Source organism: bacterium (assembly GCA_021108215.1).
Classification (GTDB): domain Bacteria; phylum Oederibacteriota; class JAAXVQ01; order JAAXVQ01; family JAUVAV01; genus JAIORK01.
Genome location: JAIORK010000054.1, coordinates 1 through 20897, shown reverse-complemented (window position 1 = coordinate 20897; position 20897 = coordinate 1). Strand labels below are relative to the sequence as shown.

Below are 20897 nucleotides of genomic sequence, written 5' to 3'. Positions count from 1 at the left end.
CCTCTCGTTTCCCGATTGCTTCAACTCCATTCTAACCTTTCCTCCTGATTGGAGGTCCGACATTATTTATACCCTTACAATATTTTTTATTTTTTCAGGCCAAAAAGAAAGCCGGGGCTTCAGTCTTGGAAGGTGTGGACTGAAGCCCCGGCCGTTTTGAGGGAAGGTACAGCGTTTACGGCATGGCTTGAATTATAAGCTTGACGCTCGCTGCTTTGCCATCCCGGGTGGCACTGATTTTTACACGCTTGAGCAATTGCTTGATCTTGGCAATAAGCTTCTTATTTGCAAACGTGTCTTTGACCACTGTAATCTTGGTGATCTTGCCATTTTTATCCACGGTAAGCTCGATGGTCACCAGTCCGGCAAGTCCGACTTTGGCCACTGCTTTAAGAATGGCCGGCTTTTGTTTGGCCAATGCTTTCTCCACCTTGGCTCTATCCAACTGCCCTTTCACTGAAAGCACCTTGAGTGTACCGGTCATACCGGCAGCATCATCTTCTTTCTTTATCTCATCCACAGATTCCGCTTCACTCAGCATGGGAGATGCCATTCCCTGGGCTGCTCCCACTGCCATTTTCCCGCGCAATATTCCCGGTGCGCGGCGTTTGTGCATCCTACGCGGTGCAGGCGCGCTCTTACTGGCAAAGGCCATCCCGCCGACTGCGCTGTCACTCACGCCCTGCGGCAAGGGCAAAGGCTGCTTAACAGTATCCTTGGGTTTTCCATCAGCCCGGACTTCGGTATCCACCGCGACAAAAGAAGTGTAATCAGTCAGCAGATTGTAATCCAGTCCCAACTGGGTAACTTCTTTGACCTGCTTGTCATCATGGCTCAATTTCACCATATCTGCCAGACGGATAATCCGGTGACGCGCCCAGAGATAGCGCAGCGCCTGGTTATCGGTCGAGATATCACCCTCACTAACACGGATCACCTTTTTATAGGGCTTGCCGGCTGTCTTGCCGGTAATGGTGATGGTCCCGCGCGGGGTTCCCTTATACTTCCCAAATACCACCACCGGCTTTTTGGCGAACAAGTCAGGCACAGATTGAGGTTCTACACCGGAAACTTTCATGTTGTCAAACGTCACCTTGATGTCCGTCAGGACCGGTGATTCAATGTACTCCTTAAACTGTTTGGCTTTGACCTTGGCTTGCTCCTGATTCAGGATGATGAAAGGTTCGCCCATCCCGGCGCGGGCCAGTCCCTCTATCAAATAACGGTTAACCGAAGATCCAATCCCAAAGGAGAACACATTGCCTTTGTTTAAATTATTCCGGATATACTCAAAGGCATCTTTTTCAACGGAGACATACCCGTCGGTGACAATAATCATGCTTCTGGAAATATTTTCCTCAGCCCGGGGCAATGCCATGGCCGCCCGCAAAGCAGGCATTAGTTGCGTCCCGCCGCCGCCGTGCTGATTGTCGATCACATCAAAGGCTTTTTTCAAATTCGCCTTGGTGGCAGGCATGGATTTTTCCGACAGCACGGTATTTCCGCCGGAAAAAAGCATGACATTGAAAAAATCCGTGGTGCGCAAATTCTTAAAGAGATCTTTCATCAATGCCTTGGTCACATTGAGCGGAAAGCCGCCCATGGAACCGGAGACATCAATCACAAAGATATACTCGCGCGGCACGATCATATTGGTTGCCACCCGCTTGGGCGGTTCGAGCATGAGCAGAAAGAAGTCCTCTTTCTTACCCAGGTTCATGAGCAGACCGCTCTCGATTTTGTCGCCGGCCAAGCTATATTGGATCACAACATCACGGTTATTGGTCTTGTTGCTCTTTTTCAAACCAATTGCAGCAGAGGTCTTGCCGGTGTACTCAATGTCAATGTCATGACTCGGACTGGTCAGTCTGGCAATCGGAATACCGCTGTTGATGGTCAAATCAAATCCAAATGTAAAGGGTGCATCCTTACCTTCTTTCAAGTAGGGATTGGCCACCCACTTATCCTGCGTGCCTGCCGTCTTTTCGGTCTGCTCGGAATAGCGCGGCCCCACCACGGTGGGATAAACAAACGCATAGGTGCTGTCTTTGGGCACCATCAGCTCGGTATAATTGAGTTCCACTTTGATTTCATCACCCGGCAAAATATTGCCCACATTCATCTGGAACACATTGGGACGCTGCTGCTCCAATAATGAAGCGGTCTTGCCCTCGGCCAGTGCTTTTTCATAGGTTTCGCGGGCTTTTTTGCGCTCCTGAATCTTGGCCTCAATGATGCGCTTACCCACGGTCATGCGCATGGCATAAACCGCTGCCCGGGAGGATGCTGGAAAAACATACACCGCCTCCAGCGTATTTTTGCCCTCGTTCTTATACACCTGCGTGATTTTGACATCTGCAATCACACCCGAGATGATTACATCGGCGCGCGTGCTTTTCAAAGGCAGCCGGTCCACCCTCGGATTATCGCTTTTCACAAAAAAGTAAGGCGAGAGTGTCTTGTCCAAATTATCTTCCGGTACCAGTACTGTTTCCGCTGTCCCCAAAAGCGGCAAAACCATTCCCATGCACCCCACCAGCATCAAACGGGCCAACCATTGCTTCCACTGTTTCATGACTGCCTCCTAGTCTTGACCGGCCGATTCATCATCGGGCCGGTCTTGTTCGATTTTTTCCAACTGTTCATCATCCAAAATGGATTTTAGAAAAATCAGCGAATGTGTCCGCAGTGCGACAATCTCACCCCGGACCTTCCCGATTTCCTGAGTAATCCAGTCCACCTCTTTTTTATCCGCCTTGCGTTTGCGTACTTCACGTCGCAATTGATCATGCAGTTTTTGCCATTTTTTCTCCAGCTTGAGCAATGCCTGTTTGCCGATTTCCCGCTCTTGGGTAAGCTTGGCTGCCTGATCGGCATTGAGTGCCAGTGTTTCCACCAGTGCATCCACCTTGGTCTGCTCTTCCGGATCAAGCTTGGCCAGGCCAATGCTTGCCGACAAAACAACCAGTCCCACCGCCAGAGCAATCATCCTTTTTTTCATGACCTTCACTTCCTTTCTTTGGGATTCACAGCAACAGCTTCGCGACGTCTGTTGCCACGCCCAAGTCTTCATAAATTGATCGATCAGAAATTGGATTCAATAATTGAATATCCAGTACGTCCAAATTTGGCCGGGACCGAACAACTGGTTTTCCGGCAACACTGGCAAGGGATTGCCGCGGTCCGGCAGCGTGCTCTTTTTTCATGCCGGCCGCTTTCATCATCGGTACACGGGCCGTCATGACCATTTCGGCTTCTACTTCCCCATGATCATCCATTTCCATGGCGAGCATGGCCGGGGCCATGCTTTCCGGTACCACGGCCTTTTGTGTCAATTGTCCGGGCCGGATCACCACCATGAGAAGCGCCACAGCAGCACCTGCCATCACCGGCATGCCCCAATGCAGCCAGGAACTGCGTTGCGCCTGTTTTTCACGAAGTCGCGCCAAGGTCTTTTGCACCAGCACATCGGACGGCCCCTCCACAAAAGCACGGTCTAACAGATCTTTGGCTTGCTGGTGCTGACGCAGTTCAGCCTGACAGGCTGTACAGGTTTCCAGATGCGCTGTCATCTCACTTTTTTTATCTTTCGCGAGCAATCCCAATGTATACGCTTCCCACTGATCTGAATATTGTTTACAGGACATAGCGTTCACCTCCCTGGGCACGAAAAGCATCCTCAAATGCCCGCAACCCCCGGCAGAGCCGCACTTTGGCGGCACTCAAACTGATATTGAGAATATTGGCAATTTCCTTGTGACTTAAATCCGAAGAAAAACGTAATGCCAAAATCTCACGATGGGTCCGGCCCATACTGCCAATCACAGACCAGACCTTCTGCTTCACTTCCTCTTTTAAGAGCTGTTTCTCAGCCTGTGGATCATGCGGTTGTTCAGGCAGGTCGTTGGCATCCATGATAATCTCCCCTTTCCGTCGTAATTGATCACGGCCCAGATTCATGGCCACCTGGTAAAGCCATGGTTTGAGCGGACGGCTGGGATCGTAATGCTTTCTTTTTTCATAAATTCTAATAAAAACATCCTGGAAAAAATCATCCGCCCGCTCACGGTTGGCAAAAAGGCGGAAACCCATGCGGTAGAGCCCCTGCTTGTGGGCTGCCATGATCTCTTCCATGGCTGTCATCTCGCCTGCGGCAAACCGAGCTTCCAAAGCAGGCGAATCGCAATTCGCTTCTACAGGATCGCTTTTGGGGGATTTGAAAAAATCAGTGAGTTTCATAAAATCCTCTCGCATGAGCACAGCTTTCGGGGGCACCGAAGGTTCCCCCGACGCGAGCGCCGATGCGTTCTGCCGGCCCCTCCTCTCCGAGTCAGGGGCGTCGCCCCCGAACCCCCGCTCTCTATTCTCATAGAGAGCTGATGCCGCCTATTTTCCAACACTTTTCCGGGAAAAACCATCCTTTTCCCTTCTGTATACTGGTACGCATCAGCTGAAAAAAAGGTTACATAAAAAAATACCCTTCCTGCTTTTTTCAGTAGTTTGTTCAGGGATTTATTTTTTAAGCATTGGAATAGAATTTTGATTAGCTGATTTCCTTCCGACAAGCAGTATCCCCAGCATTTTCAGATTTTTTTCGTTTTCCAATACTTAAAAAATAAACCCCTGAACATTAAAATTCATCCATCATGAGCGCATGTTGACTGAGGCCTACCAGGAAACTCAACAACTCCGGCAACAATCATGCAGCGTAAATATTCTTATCTGTTTTTTTATTCTATCTTTACTATTTTTCCAATCTGCTATAATGATTTTCAATTCTGGCAAATCATTGACTCCTGGAGGGACTATGTTACAAGTGGGCTTCGATAATGAGAAATACCTGGAAGAACAGAGCGCGGCCATTCGGGAAAGGGTCAAGCAAATATCCGGAAGACTCTATCTTGAGTTTGGCGGCAAGTTGCTGTTTGACTATCACGCCTCCCGAGTCCTCCCCGGATTTGACCCAAATGTCAAAATACGTCTTTTGCAGCGGCTTAGCCGGGAAGCTGAAATCATTCTCTGCATTTATGCCGGTGATATAGAACGCCGAAAAGTCCGTGCCGATTTTGGAATCACCTATGATGTGGATGCAATGAAACTCATCGGGGACCTGCAGGAATGGAGTCTGCAACCCCCTGCGGTCGTCATCACACGGTACGATAATCAACCGGCTGCCAATATCTTTAAGAACAAACTGGAACGTCAGGGAATAAAAGTTTATACCCATCGATTTACCAAAGGCTATCCTACGGAAGTCGACAGGATTGTGAGTGATGAAGGTTATGGGGCCAACGACTATATTAAAATAAAAAAACAATTGGTGATTGTCACCGGCCCCGGCCCGGGAAGCGGAAAATTGGCTACCTGTCTTTCCCAGCTTTACCATGATTACAAAAATAATCTTCCGTCCGGTTATGCCAAGTTCGAAACTTTTCCAATTTGGAATATTCCGCTTAAACATCCTGTCAACGTGGCTTATGAAGCCGCAACCGCAGATATTAAAGACTTTAATATGATTGATCCCTTTCATCTTGAGGCCTATCAAAAAACATCGGTCAATTATAATCGCGATGTTGAAGTCTTTCCGGTGGTGCGGCGCATTCTCGAACGAATTACCGGGAAAGCCGCTGTCTATAAATCTCCGACCGATATGGGCGTGAACCGGGCCGGATTCGGCATTATTGATGACAATGCGGTGAAGGAAGCTTCCAAACAAGAAATCATCCGCCGTTATTTCCGTTATGCCTGCGAATACACCATTGGATTGGTCAACCACGAAACCGTGGAACGTGCCGAGCTTATTATGGAAGAAGTGGGTGCTAAACCCGAAGACCGCAAAGTACTGCTCCCGGCCCGGCAGGCGGCGAAGTCCGCCCAGACTGATAACAAGGGACATGACGGCATTTTTTGCGGAACAGCCATCGAACTTAAGGACGGTAAAATTATTACCGGCTGCAACACGCCCATTTTGCATGCCGCCTCAAGCCTGATCCTCAATGCCATAAAAGCGCTGGCCGGTATCCCCGATAACATCCATTTATTATCTCCGGCAATTGTGGAATCGATCACAACCTTTAAAAAAGATGTTTTCAATGCCAAAACCATGAGTCTTGATTTGGACGAAACCCTGATTAGCCTGAGCATCAGCGCCACCACCAATCCGGCGGCCCATACTGCATTGGAAAAGCTGAAGGAATTACGCGGCTGTGAAGCACATATGACGCATATGCCGACACCGGGTGATGAAGCCGGCTTCAGACGCCTGGGCATCAATCTGACCAGCGAACCGAAATTTTCCACCAAAGGTTTTCTTGAAGTGTCAACCTGATGCTGAATCTTTGGGGCACTGCCCGTTCCAACAGTACAGGCAGAGCTTTTCCCGTGGAAGACCAATGGCCGCCACCATATCATCAATGGTAAGATATTTGACACTGGTGACTTCCAGGTCCTTGGCGATCCAATCCATCAATTTTTGGTATTTTGGATTTTTTGAATCCAAATAATCGGAAACATCTTCAATCACCGCGCCTTCCATATCACAAATCGCCCGGCGTGCGACCAGTTCATCAAGACTGCGGGTGGAGAGATTGAATTTGCAAGGAAACATCAATGGCGGACACGCCGGCCGAACATGAATTTCTTTGGCGCCATTGTCCCATAATTTTTTTACAGTGAAATTTTTCAGCTGTGTACCCCGAACAATTGAATCTTCACACAGAACAATCCGATTACCTTTAATCACTTCGGCAATGGCCACCAATTTCATTTTGGCAACCAGATCGCGGGTTGCCTGTGACGGCGGGGTATAACTGCGCCCGTAGCCGGGTGTATATTTGACCAGCGGACGGCGAAAAGGCACTTTGGATTCAATGGCATATCCCAAACCATGCGCCACCCCGGAATCCGGTACACCTGAAACCAAATCAACCTTGAGTCCTTGATCTTGCTGGGCTAAAAAGCGCCCGCAATTTTCACGCACAATCTCGGCATTAATTCCCTCATAGTCCGAAGCGGGAAACCCGGTATAAATCCAGAGAAAGGAACAAATCCTTGTCCCCGGTTGGCCGGCACTTTTTTGCACCATGCCAGTGTCATGATTGATAAGCACAATCTCGCCGGGCGCGAGGTATTTTTCAATTTTAAAATCAAGATTATAAAAAGCGGTTGTCTCGCTGGTAACTGCCCAGGATTTCCCGTTGCGCCCCACAATCAATGGTGTATACCCGTTATGGTCGCGTGCTGCATAAATTCCGTCGCGATGCAAAAGCAACAAGGAACAGGACCCCTCGATGTCTTTAAACATCCCCTCAATCCCCCCGGCAATGGTATTACCCAGGCTGATTAATTTCGCCACCAATTCGGTTGTGTTGATGCTGCCATTCGCCATTTCACTAAAAGAAATTCCCCGGCTCATCAAATTGGCAGCCAGCGTATCGGCATTGGTAATCATCCCGCTGGTCACCAGACAAAACGGTCCCAACCGCGAATTAAGATACATCGGTTGTTCCTGATTGTCGCTAATCACGCCGACACCCAGATGCCCCGGCATATATTGGAGCTCCCCGGCAAACTTCGATTTAAACTGATCGGCCCCAAGGCTGTGAATTCGCCGGACGAACTCACGATCCAACAATGCCATCCCGCCGAATTCCGTCCCCAAATGAGAATGATAATCAATGCCGTACATCAATTTTTCTGCACAATTTTCACTGGATGCCAGACCGAATATGCCGCTCATACTGCCTCCTGGTTTCGCGGGATATAAATCAAAGAAAAAACATGGAATCAATGTAGATCAACAGTATAAATAAGCGTGTGCGCACTGTCTATTCTTTTTACCGGCAACGACGCTTACAGATGTCATCATCTTTTTGCCAACATAATAAAAACACCTTCACGAACCATTCGTATTCGTCCGATTTTTTATCTGTACTATCAATGATTACTTTGTGTTTTTCGAAAATTTGAGCTTGTATCCTGCTAGGTAATCTTTATAATAAAAACCATCCCTTTTTCAAGGAGTCTTGCATGAAAACCTTGTCTTTGCGATCTTCCCTCATCGTGCTGCTTTCAGCGCTGGTCTGGCTGGGTTACTATCTACTCTTTCCTAATTATCCCCTGCGCACCAAAGAAACTCTAGTGATTGTCTTTTTATGTACTTTGCTGGTTCTGTGTATCCAATGGCTTTGGAAAACTTTCCGAAAATTAAGGCAGTCTTCATGAATTTTTTACGCAAATGCATGCTCACTCTGCTGGGTCTCAGCCTGCTGGCCGGTTGCGGAACCTTGCTTCCCAAGCCGGATTGTCCCGAGACAGCACGTTGCTTTTTACTCCGGGGACATGACCAACCATCAGGATTTGGATTATACAGCTATTTACTCTTTGGAGACAAGCCGACCGAGTCGAGCCGTGAACGTTATTTGGCTGCGCTAAGCACCTATCTCGATCTTGAAGCCATAGAAGATAGCAGCTACCGGGATCACCCGGAAAAATTAAATATCACACTACTTCCTCTTTTAACCGCACCGGGGCCGGCGCCTTTGCCGGAGCGATTACTGAAAAAATATGATTATGCCCGAGCCCGGGCTTTTCTACGAACCCTCCCGGACCAAAAAACCCGCAATAGCGGTCCCTATCTAATCTCAACGACCAAACCACTGGACCCGGAAAGTTATATTGTTGAACCCTATCTCTACCAGGACCTCACGCTTGTTCCCCGAGACCTGATCCAGCTTTGGGTGCGTGACTTCAAACAGCAAGCTGCCAAACCCCGCTTCTGGGAAAAAAACGCGATGCGCGAGATGGCCAAGACCCTGCGTACCACGGTTGCGATCCTGGCCCAAGGCCTGCCGGATATTCTTTCAGGCTTGGGTTCATCGATACAGTTGGTGGAAGACCCGAAATAAAACCAAACCAACTATCCACGAATCAACACGAAGAAATATAAAATCAAACGAGTAAACTCACAAATTTTCTATTTATATTTTTTCTCTGTTTTCCTTTTCCCTTTGTTCTTATTTTTTTTGTCTTTTTTTTGTTTCTTATCCTTCTTGGGCTTTATTTCTGTCTTTATATTTTTGTCTTTTTTCGAAAAGGTATCTTGCCAGGGTTTATCATCGCGCCCGGGTTTATCAGCTTGTTTGGACCTGGCGTAATGCTTAGGTCTGTCATCTTGCTTGGGCTTATCATAGCGCTTGGCTTTATCGTCGCGTTTGGGCTTGGCATAACGCTCAGATTTATCATAACGCTTGGGTTTGGCATAATTTTTTGAGCCGCCGGCTGATCGTGATGATTTCCCCTTATTCTCCGCCTTGGTGACGAGCGGACGTCCGCCTTTTTGGGTGCTTTTCTCAAAATGCTTCACAATCCGCTCGGCATCCCGAAAAGGTACGGTGATAAACGAAAAATTTTCCTGCACGGCCACATCATCAATCAGATGGTCCTTGAGTCCGGTCTGCTTTTTAATAAAGTCCACCAATTGTTTGGGCCGAAATCCGTCGCGCATACCCTTGCCGATCAACAACCGGGTCTTGCCTTGAGAATCGGGCGAAGACAGGACACTGATTTTTTGATACCGGCTCTCGTCAATCCGGTCCTGCATGATCAAGCGCAGCAAGGCTGTCACCAATTGTTCCGGTGAATGCTTTGACATAAGAGAATGCGCCATTTGCTGATGCACTTCTAACCCTTCTTCCCCCATACTTTCCTCAATTTCTTCACCCACTTGCGCGTGCTTGATTTTGATAATCTCAGACACTTCAGGAATCTGTTCCTTGCGGATATCGGATTTGGTAACACGTTGGATAAATACGAGCTTGCGATATTCTGACGGGGTAATAAAGGTGATCGCCACACCGCGCTGACCTGCTCGTCCTGTCCTGCCAATACGATGTACATAGGCTTCCGGATCATGCGGCAGAGCAAAATTGATCACATGCGTCAAATTTGAAATATCCAGACCTCGGGCTGCCACGTCGGTGGCCACCAAAATATTGACCATCTTGCTCTTGAATTTCGCCAATACTTGCTCACGCTGTTTCTGTGTGATATCACCATGAATGGCTGCCGCGTCATAACCTCGTTCTCCAAGCTTGAGTGTTGTTTCATCCACATCATTTTTGGTGCGACAAAAAACCAGTCCGTAAAAAACATCCTCCACATCAATAATACGGCAGAGTGCCTCAAATTTATCCTGATGCCGAACCTCAAAATAAATCTGATCCGTTAAATTGGCTGTCGCCTCTTGTTTTTTAACTGAAACCCGCCGGGTTTCTTTCATATATTTTTTGGCGAGGCTTTCTATTTTTTCCGGCATGGTCGCGGAAAAAAGTGCGACCTGACGGTCTTCATTGCACTGGGCCATGATCTCGTCCACTTCATCAATAAAACCCATGTTGAGCATTTCGTCCGCTTCATCCAGCACAATAAACGAAAGACTTTTGAGCTTGAGCGTCCGACGCCTTAAATGATCCAAAATACGACCCGGTGTCCCCACCACAATCTGCACACCTTTTTTCAAATGACGAATCTGCTCCTGAATCGCTTGCCCGCCGTAGACCGGAATAATTTTCAACCTGTGGCTGCCTTTTAGGGAATTGCATTCGTCCGAGACCTGGACTGCCAGTTCGCGGGTCGGCGCCAGAATTAGAGCCTGGACTTGTTTGTTGTCCTCGTCAATTTTTTCAATAATCGGCAAGGCAAAAGCCGCGGTTTTGCCGGTTCCGGTCTGCGCCTGGCCGATGACATCCAACGACGTTGTCAGCAAAACCGGAATGGCCGCACTCTGAATCGGCGTGGGTTCTTCAAACCCTTTTTTCTCCAATACTTCCAGCGTCTCTTCGCTTAAACCCAGCTTGCGAAATGCCATTAATTTTTCCATGATATGCCCTCTCCTTGGACCGCCTTCGGCAGCCGCAGCTATTATGCCACACTGATCTTCCTGTACTATAAAAAAAACGGCCTTCTGCCAAAAGTGCTGCAACATCCCTCTAAAATTTTTCAAAATAATCCAGCGCGCTTACTTTGAAATAAATATGCTTTTCGCATGACTCGGATATCAATGAATGGATACAGCTTTTTTTATTTTTTCTTTTTCGGAGTCCTTTTTTTTGATTTGCTTTTCTTGCTCAACTTCTTTTTAACCGGTGCTGCAACCGCTGCCGCTTCGGGTGCCAACGGACCGATCATCTGTATCAGCTCCGCAGACAAGGCGGCATCAATTCCCTTTAATTTTTCCGCCTGAATCTGAGCTGCGTCCTTTTTTCCGTGTTTGAGCAGACAGCGCCCCAGTCCATAGATCGCTTCACCATAATTTTCATCCAGCGCCACCGCTTTTTCAAAAGCCTGCCGTGCACTTTTAAAGTGCTTGCGATTGTAATACATCAAACCCAGCTGGTTCCAAATGGCCGGATCATCTTTTTTCACTTTAACTGCCTGCTGCAACTGGGTGGTGGCACTCTTGTATTTTCCTTGCCGGCTGTAAGCCACGCCCAGATTGTAATAAACCTGATCATCTTTTTTTCCGGCCTTAATAGCCAAATGATAGGCTTGAATCGCTTTTTTAAAATCCGCAGACAAAAAATAGGATAATCCCAGGTAGTACCAGGCATCTTTGTACCCTCTTTTATTATTTGCCGCCTTTTTAAACGCCGGTGCTGCATCTTTGTACTTTCCCTGGCTGTAGTACATCATGCCCAACCCGTAATGGGCTTTGGCATATTTGGGGTTGTGCTCAATCGCTTTTTGAAAACTTTCCACCGCCTGCTCCGGTTTATGCAAAGCCTTGAGTACCACACCGCGGGTATAATAAGCTTTGCTATACTTAGGCTTTAGCTTTACGGCCTTATTCAGCGCTTTAAGCGCATCGCCCATGCGGTTGGCTTTGCCGTACGCTTTGCCCAGCTCATACTGGGTGATTGCATTTTCAGGATCAGTTTGTACGGCTTTTTTTAATTCCTCAAGACCCTTTTCCGCTGCAAAACCGGTAAACGCCATACCTACCAGCATTAAAACCGTCATACACCCTATTATTTTTTTCATACCCTATCCCTCACTTTTCATCTCTATAATAGTGTGTATTATCGGATGGATTCCCGGTTCTGTAAATTAATTTCATCGGAAGGGCATCAAGTTCAAAAAACACATGAAACGCAATGTGTTCGTTAAAGATTTTTTCGTTTGTCATCCCCGCAGTTCGCTGACATATTTCCTTGAACTAACGGATGAAACTCCGGGATTTATCGTGCCAGCGCGAACACGATGGGCAGCCTGCCCGGCGTAACTTGTCCGGCGCACTTGCCCGGCGAATGCCGGGTGCCGGGTCAGCGCGGGGACGATTTATTTTATTACAAATCCAAATCCTGATGCTGGTGGTACAATTCGTCACGCATTTGGGCGACTTTGGAATTTTCCATATACTCATCAAAAGTACAGGTCTGATCAATCAATCCGCCGGGTGTGATCTCGATAATCCGGTTGGCGACCGTGTTGACAAATTGATGATCGTGCGAAGTAAACAGCACAACTTCGGAAAACTTCATCACCGCTTCATTAAGCGATGAAATGGTTTCCAGATCCAGGTGATTGGTCGGTTCATCAAATATCAGTACATTGGACTCTGCCAGCATCATACGCGAGAGCATGCAGCGTGCCTTTTCACCACCGGAAAGAACCTGTATTTTTTTCTGGATTTCATCACCCGAAAAAAGCATCCGCCCCAGAAATCCGCGAATATAATTCTCGTCATCACTCTGGGTAAATTGGCGCAGCCAGTCGATCACCGATACATCCGATTGAAAATACCGGGCATTATCCTTGGGTCCGTCGATCATGGTGATGGTCTGCCCCCATTTATACGTTCCTGTATCCGGTGTTAATTCGCCGGAGAGTATTTTGAGCAGTGTTGACTTGGCTACATTGTTGCTGCCCACCAGCGCAATTTTATCCTTCCGGCGTACGGTTAAATTAATCTTGTTCAAAAGCTGGACACCTTCAACGGTTTTTCCCATGTTTTCTATTTCCAGGATACGGTCACCGCAAGCGCGTAACGGCTTAAAATGAATAAAGGGCGTCCGCCGTGATGAGGCCGGGAGTTGGTCCGGCGTCAGTTTTTCGATCAACTTTTTTCGTGCGCTGGCTTGTTTTGATTTTGAAGCATTAGCACTGAAACGCTGTACAAAAACCTTGAGCTCCTCAATTTTATCCAATTGGCGCTTGGCTGCATCTTTTTTCTGTTGCATGACAAGTTGACTGGCCTGGTACCAAAAATCATAATTCCCTACATACAGCTGAATCCGGTTGTAATCCAAATCCGCAATGTGGGTACAGACTTTGTTGAGAAAATGGCGATCATGCGAGACCACAATCACTGTATTTTTAAAGTTGTATAAAAATCCTTCCAGCCACGTAATCGTTTTCAAATCCAAATGATTGGTCGGTTCATCGAGCAATAAGACATCCGGATTACCGAACAATGCCTGAGCCAACAACACCCGGATTTTTTTTCCTGCCTCAATGGTCTTCATTGACTGGTTGATCAGCGCCTCGCCCACACCCACCCGATCCAGTAAAGAGGCCGCCTCTGAGTCGGCATCATAGCCGCCCATCTCGGCAAACTCACCTTCCAATTCACCCACCCGCATGCCTTCATCCTCGCTCATCTCCGGCTTGGCATAAAGCGCATCACGCTCCTGCATCACCGCATAGAGCTGCTTATGCCCCATGATCACCGTCTCTAAGGGCGTATATGCATCAAAGGCAAACTGATCCTGACGCAGAATCGCAATCCGCTGCCCTTTTCCCACCACCACCTGACCGGCATCGGACTCAATATCTCCGGACAATATTTTCAAAAACGTCGATTTTCCACTGCCGTTGGCGCCAATGAGTCCGTAACAATTTCCATCTGTAAATTGAATTGAGACATCCTTGAAAAGTTTCTGGCCGCCAAAGGCCAGACTGACATTATTCGTACTAATCATAAAAAAAACCTGCTTTCTAACCGTATCCGGATTCAAGTTGAAGATAAAAATCCACGGGCTTAATATGCATAATATATAATTAATCCACGCATATCCATACTTAATGCCCCTAGATGAAGCGCTAGCACGATAGAAGATACACAAATGGGTCTTAAATGTAAAGCACGAGATGATTATTTCAAAATCACTGCTGTCCAAATTAACGCAGGCTCCTGCGACTGAATCGTCCGGGAGGTCAATTTTTCCCTTCTTTCGAAACCCGTCCCCGTATGAATCCATTGAACTTTTCCTAAAAAACACTCGGGCAAATATAATTACTTTTATATATCAAACCTAGTAGCCATAACTTAAAATTCGTGCATAATATATAAGCTTATTTATTCCCACTCTATCAACAGGCGGCCAACAGTATGTTTTCAGCCATTACCAAATATTTCCAGGAAAGCGACGGATTTTTATTGCAAACCCTGATATTTCTCTGTCTGCTCATTCTGATTATCATGCTTTTCTTCGGCCCCTGCTATCCCATTGCCAAACCCATCCAGATCCAAGCTGAGAAAAAACGCGCACTTATCACCCCAACGATACCCAAAGCAGTTCCCACACCGAAAAAACTCTATTTGGTGGAAAAGCCCTCTTTTCCAGCTCCCACACCGACCCAGACAGTAACCCCCGTCCCGACACCCACACCCACAGGAGGCGGCTTCCATAAAATCGCCTTTGCCTCCAACCGGGCCAATGGTCGTTACCTGCAAATCTATATGATGGACTCGGATGGAAAAAACATTGAGCGCCTGACCAATGTAATGGCCTTTGATCGTGATCCGCATTTGTCACATGACGGCAGCCGGATCGCCTTTTGTTCCACCCGAAATAGTTCCGCCTATCAAATTTACATCCAAAATTTGGAAACCCGGGCCATCCGCCAGATCACAGACGCCAAAGAAGATATTACCAATCCCATTTGGAGCAACAATGACCGACAAATATTATTCACCATTCACCGGGAAGGCTCCTCTGAGATCGGGATCATGGATGCAGACGGCAACAATCGTAAACTTCTAACCAACACCTCGGGTCACAATCATGGATACAGTTTCTCGTCATCGGATAAATATGTTGCCTATGAGACCAGCATCAACGACCGCAGTGAGATATTCATGTTGGAGTTGGAGACTAAAAAATCATCTTTGCTGATCAAGTCCGATGAGTTGAGTTTCCGCGGCGATCCGGTCTATTCGCCGGTAAGCAACCAAATGGTTTTCACCTCCAATGTCCTGGATTCCAAAATCCGCCAGCTCTATATTTATGAAATAGACCGGGACCATTATTATCGCATCACAAAAAATTCGCTGGATAAAGATGACCCGGCGTTTTCACCTGACGGCACACAGGTTGCCTTTATCGCCTCCTGGGAAAATGCCTGGAATATTTTTATTATGGATATTGACGGAAGCAATCTGAAAAACCTGACCAAGAGTTATTATGACAATCTTGTTCCCACCTGGCGGTAGGTCTGTCTATTTAAGTTTCTGGATTTATTCCGAATTAAAACTATTCAGCTGATTCTGTCATGCGACTCTATTCTCCAAGCGAACCACCCGCATTTCCAGTTTTTCAAAATCAGCATTGGTGACACGGCTGCGCAACTCCGACTTAATTTCGGTCTGCCCCTCATGCAGCAGGGCAATTTGTTCCATCATGGTTACATGTTGTTTTTCTATTCTACCCATCCGTCCTTCCATGCCACCCATCTGTTGTTCCACGCCGCCCATCTGTTGTTCCACGCCGCCCATCCGTTGTTCCACGCCGCCCATCCGTTGTTCCACGCCGCCCATCCGTTGTTCCATTCGACCGATGCGTATATCTTGCTGGTCAAAACGATGGTTCATGACCTCAATCATTTTTTTCTGGTTATCCTCAAATCGCTCTACAACCGTCTTAAATTCACTCATGGTAATTTTTCCTTCTTCTTTCATTTTTCAGCCTCCCTATTTTGGATGTCCAGACAAGTTCTGTCAATACGAATCATTAGACTTACTTTTCTGAAAATCCATGCAGGGATTTTTATTTTTTCGGTTTTTTTCTTCCTTTTACAAAGGGGGCCGGGGGGATTGGGCCGATTTTTTCACCACGGAGACGCGAAGCACACGGAGAAACTATTTTAAATTTTTTTTATCTTTGGCTAGCATGCCTCTTGACCCAATGCAATTTTTATCTTTTCTTTTAATTCATGTAAATCAAAGGGCTTATCCATGACCTCAATCGCTCCAGCCTTCCTGGCTTCCCCTTCCAGGTTCTTATTTAAGCAGGCAGTATAGAAAATCACTTTGGGTGGAGATTTCATGGCTCGTACCGCTTTAATAACTTCAAGTCCGGTCATACCCGGCATGGAATGATCCGTGATTATCAAATCAACTTTCCAGCGATCCATAAGCTCAATCGCTTCCAGTCCGTTTCTGGCGGTTTTAACATAATAATTTCCTTCCAGAGCCATCCTAAGGACATCAAGCAAAAATAGTTGATCGTCAATAATAAGTATTTTCAGCATATAGCCCCCCCATGTTACTAACTTGCCGTATTTTAGCTCAAGTCCAGGAGTGCCGTCAATACTATTTGTACTATACTTGCCATTTACTTATTTTCTACACGACACTATATTCTGTATATGCCACTAAAATCAAAAGAGAAAAATATTATTCAGACCAGCTTCGGGAAAACAATCCAAACGCTCCGCCGTAAGCAGAATTTAACACAAGAACAATTAGCCGAACGCTCTGGTGTCAATCGTTCATTTATTGCTGATCTCGAGACCGGAGGTAGGAATCTTGCCCTCAAGAATATTCTCAAACTGTCCATCGGTCTAGAATTTACACCTGATAAACTCATGAAAAAATTCACCAAGCAATTAGAACTGGATAACAAAGGATTTGATTTAAAGACTTTTTTGGATAAAGAAAAATGGGTTGAGAGGGGATAACCAATTATTTGATTAGGGGCGCAAGCAAGTTGCGCCCCTAATTTTCTACTTCTTACCTTTCCTTGTCTGTGATAAAGCACTTGCGGCAACAGATTTTACCCGCTTCGAAGATTGTGGATTGTTCAATTCCTTCGAAGCCTTTGAAGCCACGGGCTTTGACGTTTGTTTCTTGTTCATGTAATCACCTCCAACTGGAGCAGATTTTAAACTTGAAAACTGCTGGTAGAGGCTTTATTATAAAAGCATACGGGATGTAGTTCCCAAGCCCCAAGGCTACCACTTGGGGAAAGCGCCAAGTTATTCCAGTAACTTGGCGCTTTTTTTAAAGAAATCCATGAGTTTTTGCCTTGGGCATTTCCTTAATTTTTTCAAAAAACTCTGATTCTGTTATCTCTTTTGCCCATTCCAATTTAACAAAAATATTATATATATCATTCTTTTCTTTCGTAAATCCAATCGCTCCCAAGCTGATTAAATGATTTATATCCCTAATGAACGCCTTATGCGGATTCTCAAGTTCCTTATAAATTAAACTAACTTTTTTATTGAGTTCATCTAACGTTTGTCCGTTCTCCAATAAAATTTTTAAAATCTCAACTTGTCGTTCAGCAATAACCCTTCGCCTTTTTGTCTGAAGGCGTTTAAACAAATCATACATAACATTTTTAAAAAGAACCTTTGAAATATTTTTTCTTATTTCTTCAAATAACCTCCGGCACTGAAGCTCAATTCCTTTTAGGCCAAATAGCAAAAAAGATGTTAGATCATGATTATTTGCTCGAACATCTGCTAATGATTTCAGATATTCATTTTTCTCCTCATAATAATAATTTGACATCGCAATAAAAAGAGAGTCCTTTAATCCAACCCTTTGCAACATTAATGCTTCTAAAGCCCTTGCTGTACGCCCATTACCATCAAGGAAAGGGTGCATTGCTGCAAAATGATAATGAGTAGCCAACGCTTGTATCAGTGGATCATGCTCTGAAATTTCTTTATTTATAGCACGACATAATGAAGAAAAAGCCTCGCTACATATGGGGCCACCTTCACAGCCTCGATGCCGTGGTATTCCAAATAATACATTCTGGTCTTTTCCTCGGATTACACCAGGCGGACAATGGTCATCATCTGCATCCTTGATAATGAGCCTGTGGATGTGAAAAACCAACTCTTCTGTAATGGGTTTTTCATTCTCGATTTGAGCGATCCATCTATAGGCCTTAACTGTTGCTGCTGCTTGTTTCTGTGACCGAGTGTGAAGTTGTTCAAAGCTTTCCTTGAATGCATCCTCAAATTCTCCCTCAGTGAAATCAGCACCTTCAATTTTCGATGTGCCCGCAATTTCACGTTTAAGTTGCAAAATTTGCAATTCATCAGCCCATCTTTTTTGATATGGGATTGAGGTAAGTGATATCAGCGCAGCCTTGGCTCCGATAAGCTGATCAACAATTTTAGATTTGTCGTACCGTATCCAATTTTCCGGTAGTATATATTTAATCATATCCATATAATATCACGTTTCATTTCCGTGTCAAGTATTTTAATATCATTTAAAATTAGGTATTTTGTTGTGTTTTAAATTGTTTTTTCAAACTTCATTTCTCGTTCATTTCCAATTTATTTCAAACTCATTTCAGATACTTGAATTCATCTACTACTCCTACCGAATCTCAACTTGCCATTGCTTCGGATTCTGATCCCGGATCATAAGAATCACACCTTTGGCGCCGGTTCGCTTAATTGTACCATTGGTTTTCGGGCGCGATGATCCGGCATCCGGCATTCGCCGGACAAGTCGCGCTCCTACAGACTATTTTTATTCATGCTTATTCGTGGACTGCTTTGCCTTTGCCCCTTTTTCAAACATCCCCAGCATATCGGGATGATAGGGGAAAAGGTATCCGTTATCCAAAACAACATACTTGCCTTCCTCGGTCTGCTTGAAGCTCCCGATAAACCGGTCACCTATCTCCGGTGCCGGAATTCCTCTTTCAAATATTTGATAACAGGTAAAACTTTCACCGGGTTGCATCTTTCCTTCAAAAATTCTAAATAGTGTTCCTGTTAATTCCCATTCGCCATACAGCTCGGTCTCACTTTTCATCTGTGATTTCACTGCTGTCAACTCAAATGCCAAACTCACGTCTGTCTCCTGAACATTGGCGATGATCAGGTCCTCCGGAGGCAGGAATACTTTTTCCGTCTCAATTCCGCCATCCGATTGCGGTGTGCACGCAACCACCCCGCAGCAGACAAACATACCTAAAACAATAATCAAGCCTGCGTGTTTCATCCTCGACTCCTTCTCTTGCCTCAAAGCAAAACCATAGGAAACAAATTTTTTCCTCTTTAAAAAACATTTCCGAAATGGCATGGTTCATGGCGCCGGCTTTTCGACTAACAGCTTGCGGTTATTTTTATCCAGCGCGTTCCGGGTTGCTTTGATCCACTCCCGGATCTCATCCTGCACACCCCACATCACCTGCGGCGGTGCGGTAATTCCGTGCTTTTCCATAACTGGAAACAACTGATTTTCCTTCCGGCATAATGCGTCATCACAGAAGCGATTTTGTTCAGCTTGTGCGACGCGGTATCCGGTGATTCGGTCACCGCGAGCGAAAGCCCCGAATAATCCAGCGAATAACATGGTAACCCGCCAGAGGCAACACCCACACCCCGAGCAAGACCACCAGCGCAACACCGGCAACCTCTGCCTGAAAAAACCCAATTTGAATACTCGCGGTTTTATTTATATGCATTACTGTATTGACCGCAATGATAACGGTGATGATGCTGACCGCGCTTGCCAGTGTGATATAAATCCGAAACAAACCTCTTTTAACATTTGGCATGATTCTCTCCTTCAAGACCCCGGTATCATGTCTGCAAAAACAACCCGGTCATTTTTGTCTCTTGATGCGTGGATATGCTTTGAAACACCCTAAAAATTGTACCCATTCAAAGTAGGCACGTCCAGGTAAATGTCATGTGCTCCGGCTCCACAGCTTGGGCGAACCAGTGCCTTTTTTGCAATAAATCATCCCCGCACTCAAGTGCGAGGTTTTTATGTAACCCTCACCCTGAATCCCTCTCCCTAGCAGGGAGAGGGGGCGAGGTATCCCCGCGCTAAAGCACGGGAATTCCTTTACATATTGACTCAATCCCATTCAAATTCAAACAAACACTGATCATCCCCGCGCGAATAACTTTTTATGATCCGGCTGCGGGGATTTTTACAATTGCACATCCTCAATAATTCCTCAATATACACCACAACTGAGAAATCATGTTCCAAAGGCATTTCGGCAAATTCCGTGATTTTCATTTCAATAATTTTGTCCGTTTTTTTAGTTGCCGCCACCTCGCCCTGCTGATAAATATGCTTCCAAACATTAGCGGCCCGTCGGATAATCGTTTCCGGCGCAAGAATGGAAACAAAAACTTTATAAATTCCCTTAATTTCCGTACGGGCTTTTTTGCGCAAACTTTCGCGAATCAAGGTTTTATCTCCGGTACCCAGCAGCTTGTCGGCGGAAACAAGAAAATCCATGACAGCATCCAAAGAAACACGCGAGATCGCCACAATCGGTTTACCAAAAAGCAGTTCAATATTTCCCGGAACCATCCGGGCCTTGACCTCATCCATTTTCTCCGGGCCGAATTTTTCAAGAAAATAGGCATAATGCGAATGCCAGGCAGCACCCTTGGTTGTAATCATATCCAATCACCTTCTCCTTATCAGTTGTACAAACGTATCAAAAATCAGGACAAATTCATGCCTGCTGCTCTATACTGTTTTACATTGTTTTTCCATGCTTCGCTATAAATAAAGCTGCTCTTAGCTGTTGCCCCGTTTTTTTTCACAAACCGGCGCGCTCATTTACTAACGTGACTAATGTCACCAAGTCCTTCCGTGGCTTTTTGAGCAGCGTATC

At 46.0% G+C, this 20897-nt stretch carries 19 protein-coding genes and 1 pseudogene; 5 read left to right on the top strand and 15 right to left on the bottom strand.

Going from position 1 to position 20897, the window contains the following annotated elements:
• Positions 1-175: 175 nt before the first annotated feature.
• Genes K8S19_12770 through K8S19_12755 form a run of 4 tightly spaced genes read right to left on the bottom strand, consistent with a single transcriptional unit; the run spans position 176 to position 4239 of the window.
• Positions 176-2575: a VWA domain-containing protein gene (locus K8S19_12770; GenBank protein MCD4814549.1), complete on the bottom strand. Its 2400-nt coding sequence runs from the start codon at positions 2573-2575 to the stop codon at positions 176-178.
• 9 nt (positions 2576-2584) lie between these two features.
• Entirely contained in the window at positions 2585-3001 is a 417-nt protein-coding gene (locus tag K8S19_12765; protein ID MCD4814548.1) for a hypothetical protein, read from the bottom strand.
• A 25-nt stretch (positions 3002-3026) separates the two neighbouring features.
• A complete protein-coding gene (locus K8S19_12760; GenBank protein MCD4814547.1) occupies positions 3027-3647 on the bottom strand; it encodes a hypothetical protein in 621 nt (206 codons plus the stop codon).
• Positions 3637-4239, bottom strand: coding sequence for a sigma-70 family RNA polymerase sigma factor (locus K8S19_12755; GenBank protein ID MCD4814546.1), 603 nt, complete (start codon positions 4237-4239; stop codon positions 3637-3639). The genes K8S19_12760 and K8S19_12755 overlap by 11 nt, the downstream gene beginning before the upstream one ends.
• 568 nt (positions 4240-4807) lie before the next feature.
• On the opposite strand from K8S19_12755, the gene K8S19_12750 reads away from it, so the two are divergent.
• Entirely contained in the window at positions 4808-6328 is a 1521-nt protein-coding gene (locus tag K8S19_12750; GenBank protein ID MCD4814545.1) for a DUF1846 domain-containing protein, read from the top strand.
• Here K8S19_12750 and K8S19_12745 read toward each other — a convergent pair.
• Complete coding sequence (locus K8S19_12745; protein MCD4814544.1) at positions 6320-7738, bottom strand: amidophosphoribosyltransferase; 1419 nt, start codon at positions 7736-7738, stop codon at positions 6320-6322. The two genes, K8S19_12750 and K8S19_12745, sit on opposite strands and share 9 nt — an antisense overlap.
• 290 nt (positions 7739-8028) lie before the next feature.
• On the opposite strand from K8S19_12745, the gene K8S19_12740 reads away from it, so the two are divergent.
• On the top strand, positions 8029-8223 hold the full coding sequence (locus K8S19_12740) for a hypothetical protein (protein MCD4814543.1): 195 nt from the start codon (positions 8029-8031) through the stop codon (positions 8221-8223).
• On the top strand, positions 8220-8906 hold the full coding sequence (locus K8S19_12735) for a hypothetical protein (GenBank protein ID MCD4814542.1): 687 nt from the start codon (positions 8220-8222) through the stop codon (positions 8904-8906). Before K8S19_12740 ends, K8S19_12735 begins: the two co-directional genes overlap by 4 nt.
• 68 nt (positions 8907-8974) lie before the next feature.
• Here the strand turns inward: K8S19_12735 and K8S19_12730 are convergent, their stop codons facing one another.
• From K8S19_12730 to K8S19_12720, 3 genes are all read right to left on the bottom strand, one after another.
• The gene (locus K8S19_12730; protein MCD4814541.1) at positions 8975-10879 is read right to left on the bottom strand and encodes a DEAD/DEAH box helicase; all 1905 of its coding nucleotides are present in this window, start codon (positions 10877-10879) and stop codon (positions 8975-8977) included.
• Between the two features lie 200 nt (positions 10880-11079).
• The gene (locus tag K8S19_12725) at positions 11080-12039 is read right to left on the bottom strand and encodes a tetratricopeptide repeat protein (protein MCD4814540.1); all 960 of its coding nucleotides are present in this window, start codon (positions 12037-12039) and stop codon (positions 11080-11082) included.
• 305 nt (positions 12040-12344) lie between these two features.
• The gene (locus K8S19_12720) at positions 12345-13979 is read right to left on the bottom strand and encodes an ATP-binding cassette domain-containing protein (GenBank protein ID MCD4814539.1); all 1635 of its coding nucleotides are present in this window, start codon (positions 13977-13979) and stop codon (positions 12345-12347) included.
• A gap of 410 nt (positions 13980-14389) precedes the next feature.
• Here K8S19_12720 and K8S19_12715 point away from each other — a divergent pair, with 410 nt between their 5' ends.
• Positions 14390-15493, top strand: coding sequence for a hypothetical protein (locus K8S19_12715; GenBank protein MCD4814538.1), 1104 nt, complete (start codon positions 14390-14392; stop codon positions 15491-15493).
• Between the two features lie 57 nt (positions 15494-15550).
• Here the strand turns inward: K8S19_12715 and K8S19_12710 are convergent, their stop codons facing one another.
• Positions 15551-15958: a hypothetical protein gene (locus tag K8S19_12710; GenBank protein MCD4814537.1), complete on the bottom strand. Its 408-nt coding sequence runs from the start codon at positions 15956-15958 to the stop codon at positions 15551-15553.
• Between the two features lie 206 nt (positions 15959-16164).
• Positions 16165-16530 carry a response regulator gene (locus tag K8S19_12705; GenBank protein MCD4814536.1) on the bottom strand — a complete coding sequence of 122 codons (366 nt, stop codon included), beginning with the start codon at positions 16528-16530 and terminating at the stop codon, positions 16165-16167.
• A 117-nt stretch (positions 16531-16647) separates the two neighbouring features.
• Here K8S19_12705 and K8S19_12700 point away from each other — a divergent pair, with 117 nt between their 5' ends.
• The gene (locus K8S19_12700; protein ID MCD4814535.1) at positions 16648-16959 is read left to right on the top strand and encodes a helix-turn-helix domain-containing protein; all 312 of its coding nucleotides are present in this window, start codon (positions 16648-16650) and stop codon (positions 16957-16959) included.
• A gap of 322 nt (positions 16960-17281) precedes the next feature.
• Here K8S19_12700 and K8S19_12695 read toward each other — a convergent pair whose 3' ends face one another.
• The 5 genes and pseudogenes from K8S19_12695 to K8S19_12675 form a co-directional block, all read right to left on the bottom strand.
• The gene (locus K8S19_12695; GenBank protein MCD4814534.1) at positions 17282-18469 is read right to left on the bottom strand and encodes a Fic family protein; all 1188 of its coding nucleotides are present in this window, start codon (positions 18467-18469) and stop codon (positions 17282-17284) included.
• A 309-nt stretch (positions 18470-18778) separates the two neighbouring features.
• Positions 18779-19255, bottom strand: a complete 477-nt coding sequence (locus K8S19_12690; protein MCD4814533.1) for a hypothetical protein — start codon at positions 19253-19255, stop codon at positions 18779-18781.
• 147 nt (positions 19256-19402) lie between these two features.
• Positions 19403-19504: pseudogene (locus K8S19_12685) on the bottom strand (hemerythrin domain-containing protein).
• Positions 19505-19568: 64 nt separating this feature from the next.
• Positions 19569-19814, bottom strand: coding sequence for a hypothetical protein (locus tag K8S19_12680; GenBank protein MCD4814532.1), 246 nt, complete (start codon positions 19812-19814; stop codon positions 19569-19571).
• Positions 19815-20119: 305 nt separating this feature from the next.
• Positions 20120-20686: a hypothetical protein gene (locus K8S19_12675; protein MCD4814531.1), complete on the bottom strand. Its 567-nt coding sequence runs from the start codon at positions 20684-20686 to the stop codon at positions 20120-20122.
• Positions 20687-20897 lie beyond the last annotated feature (211 nt).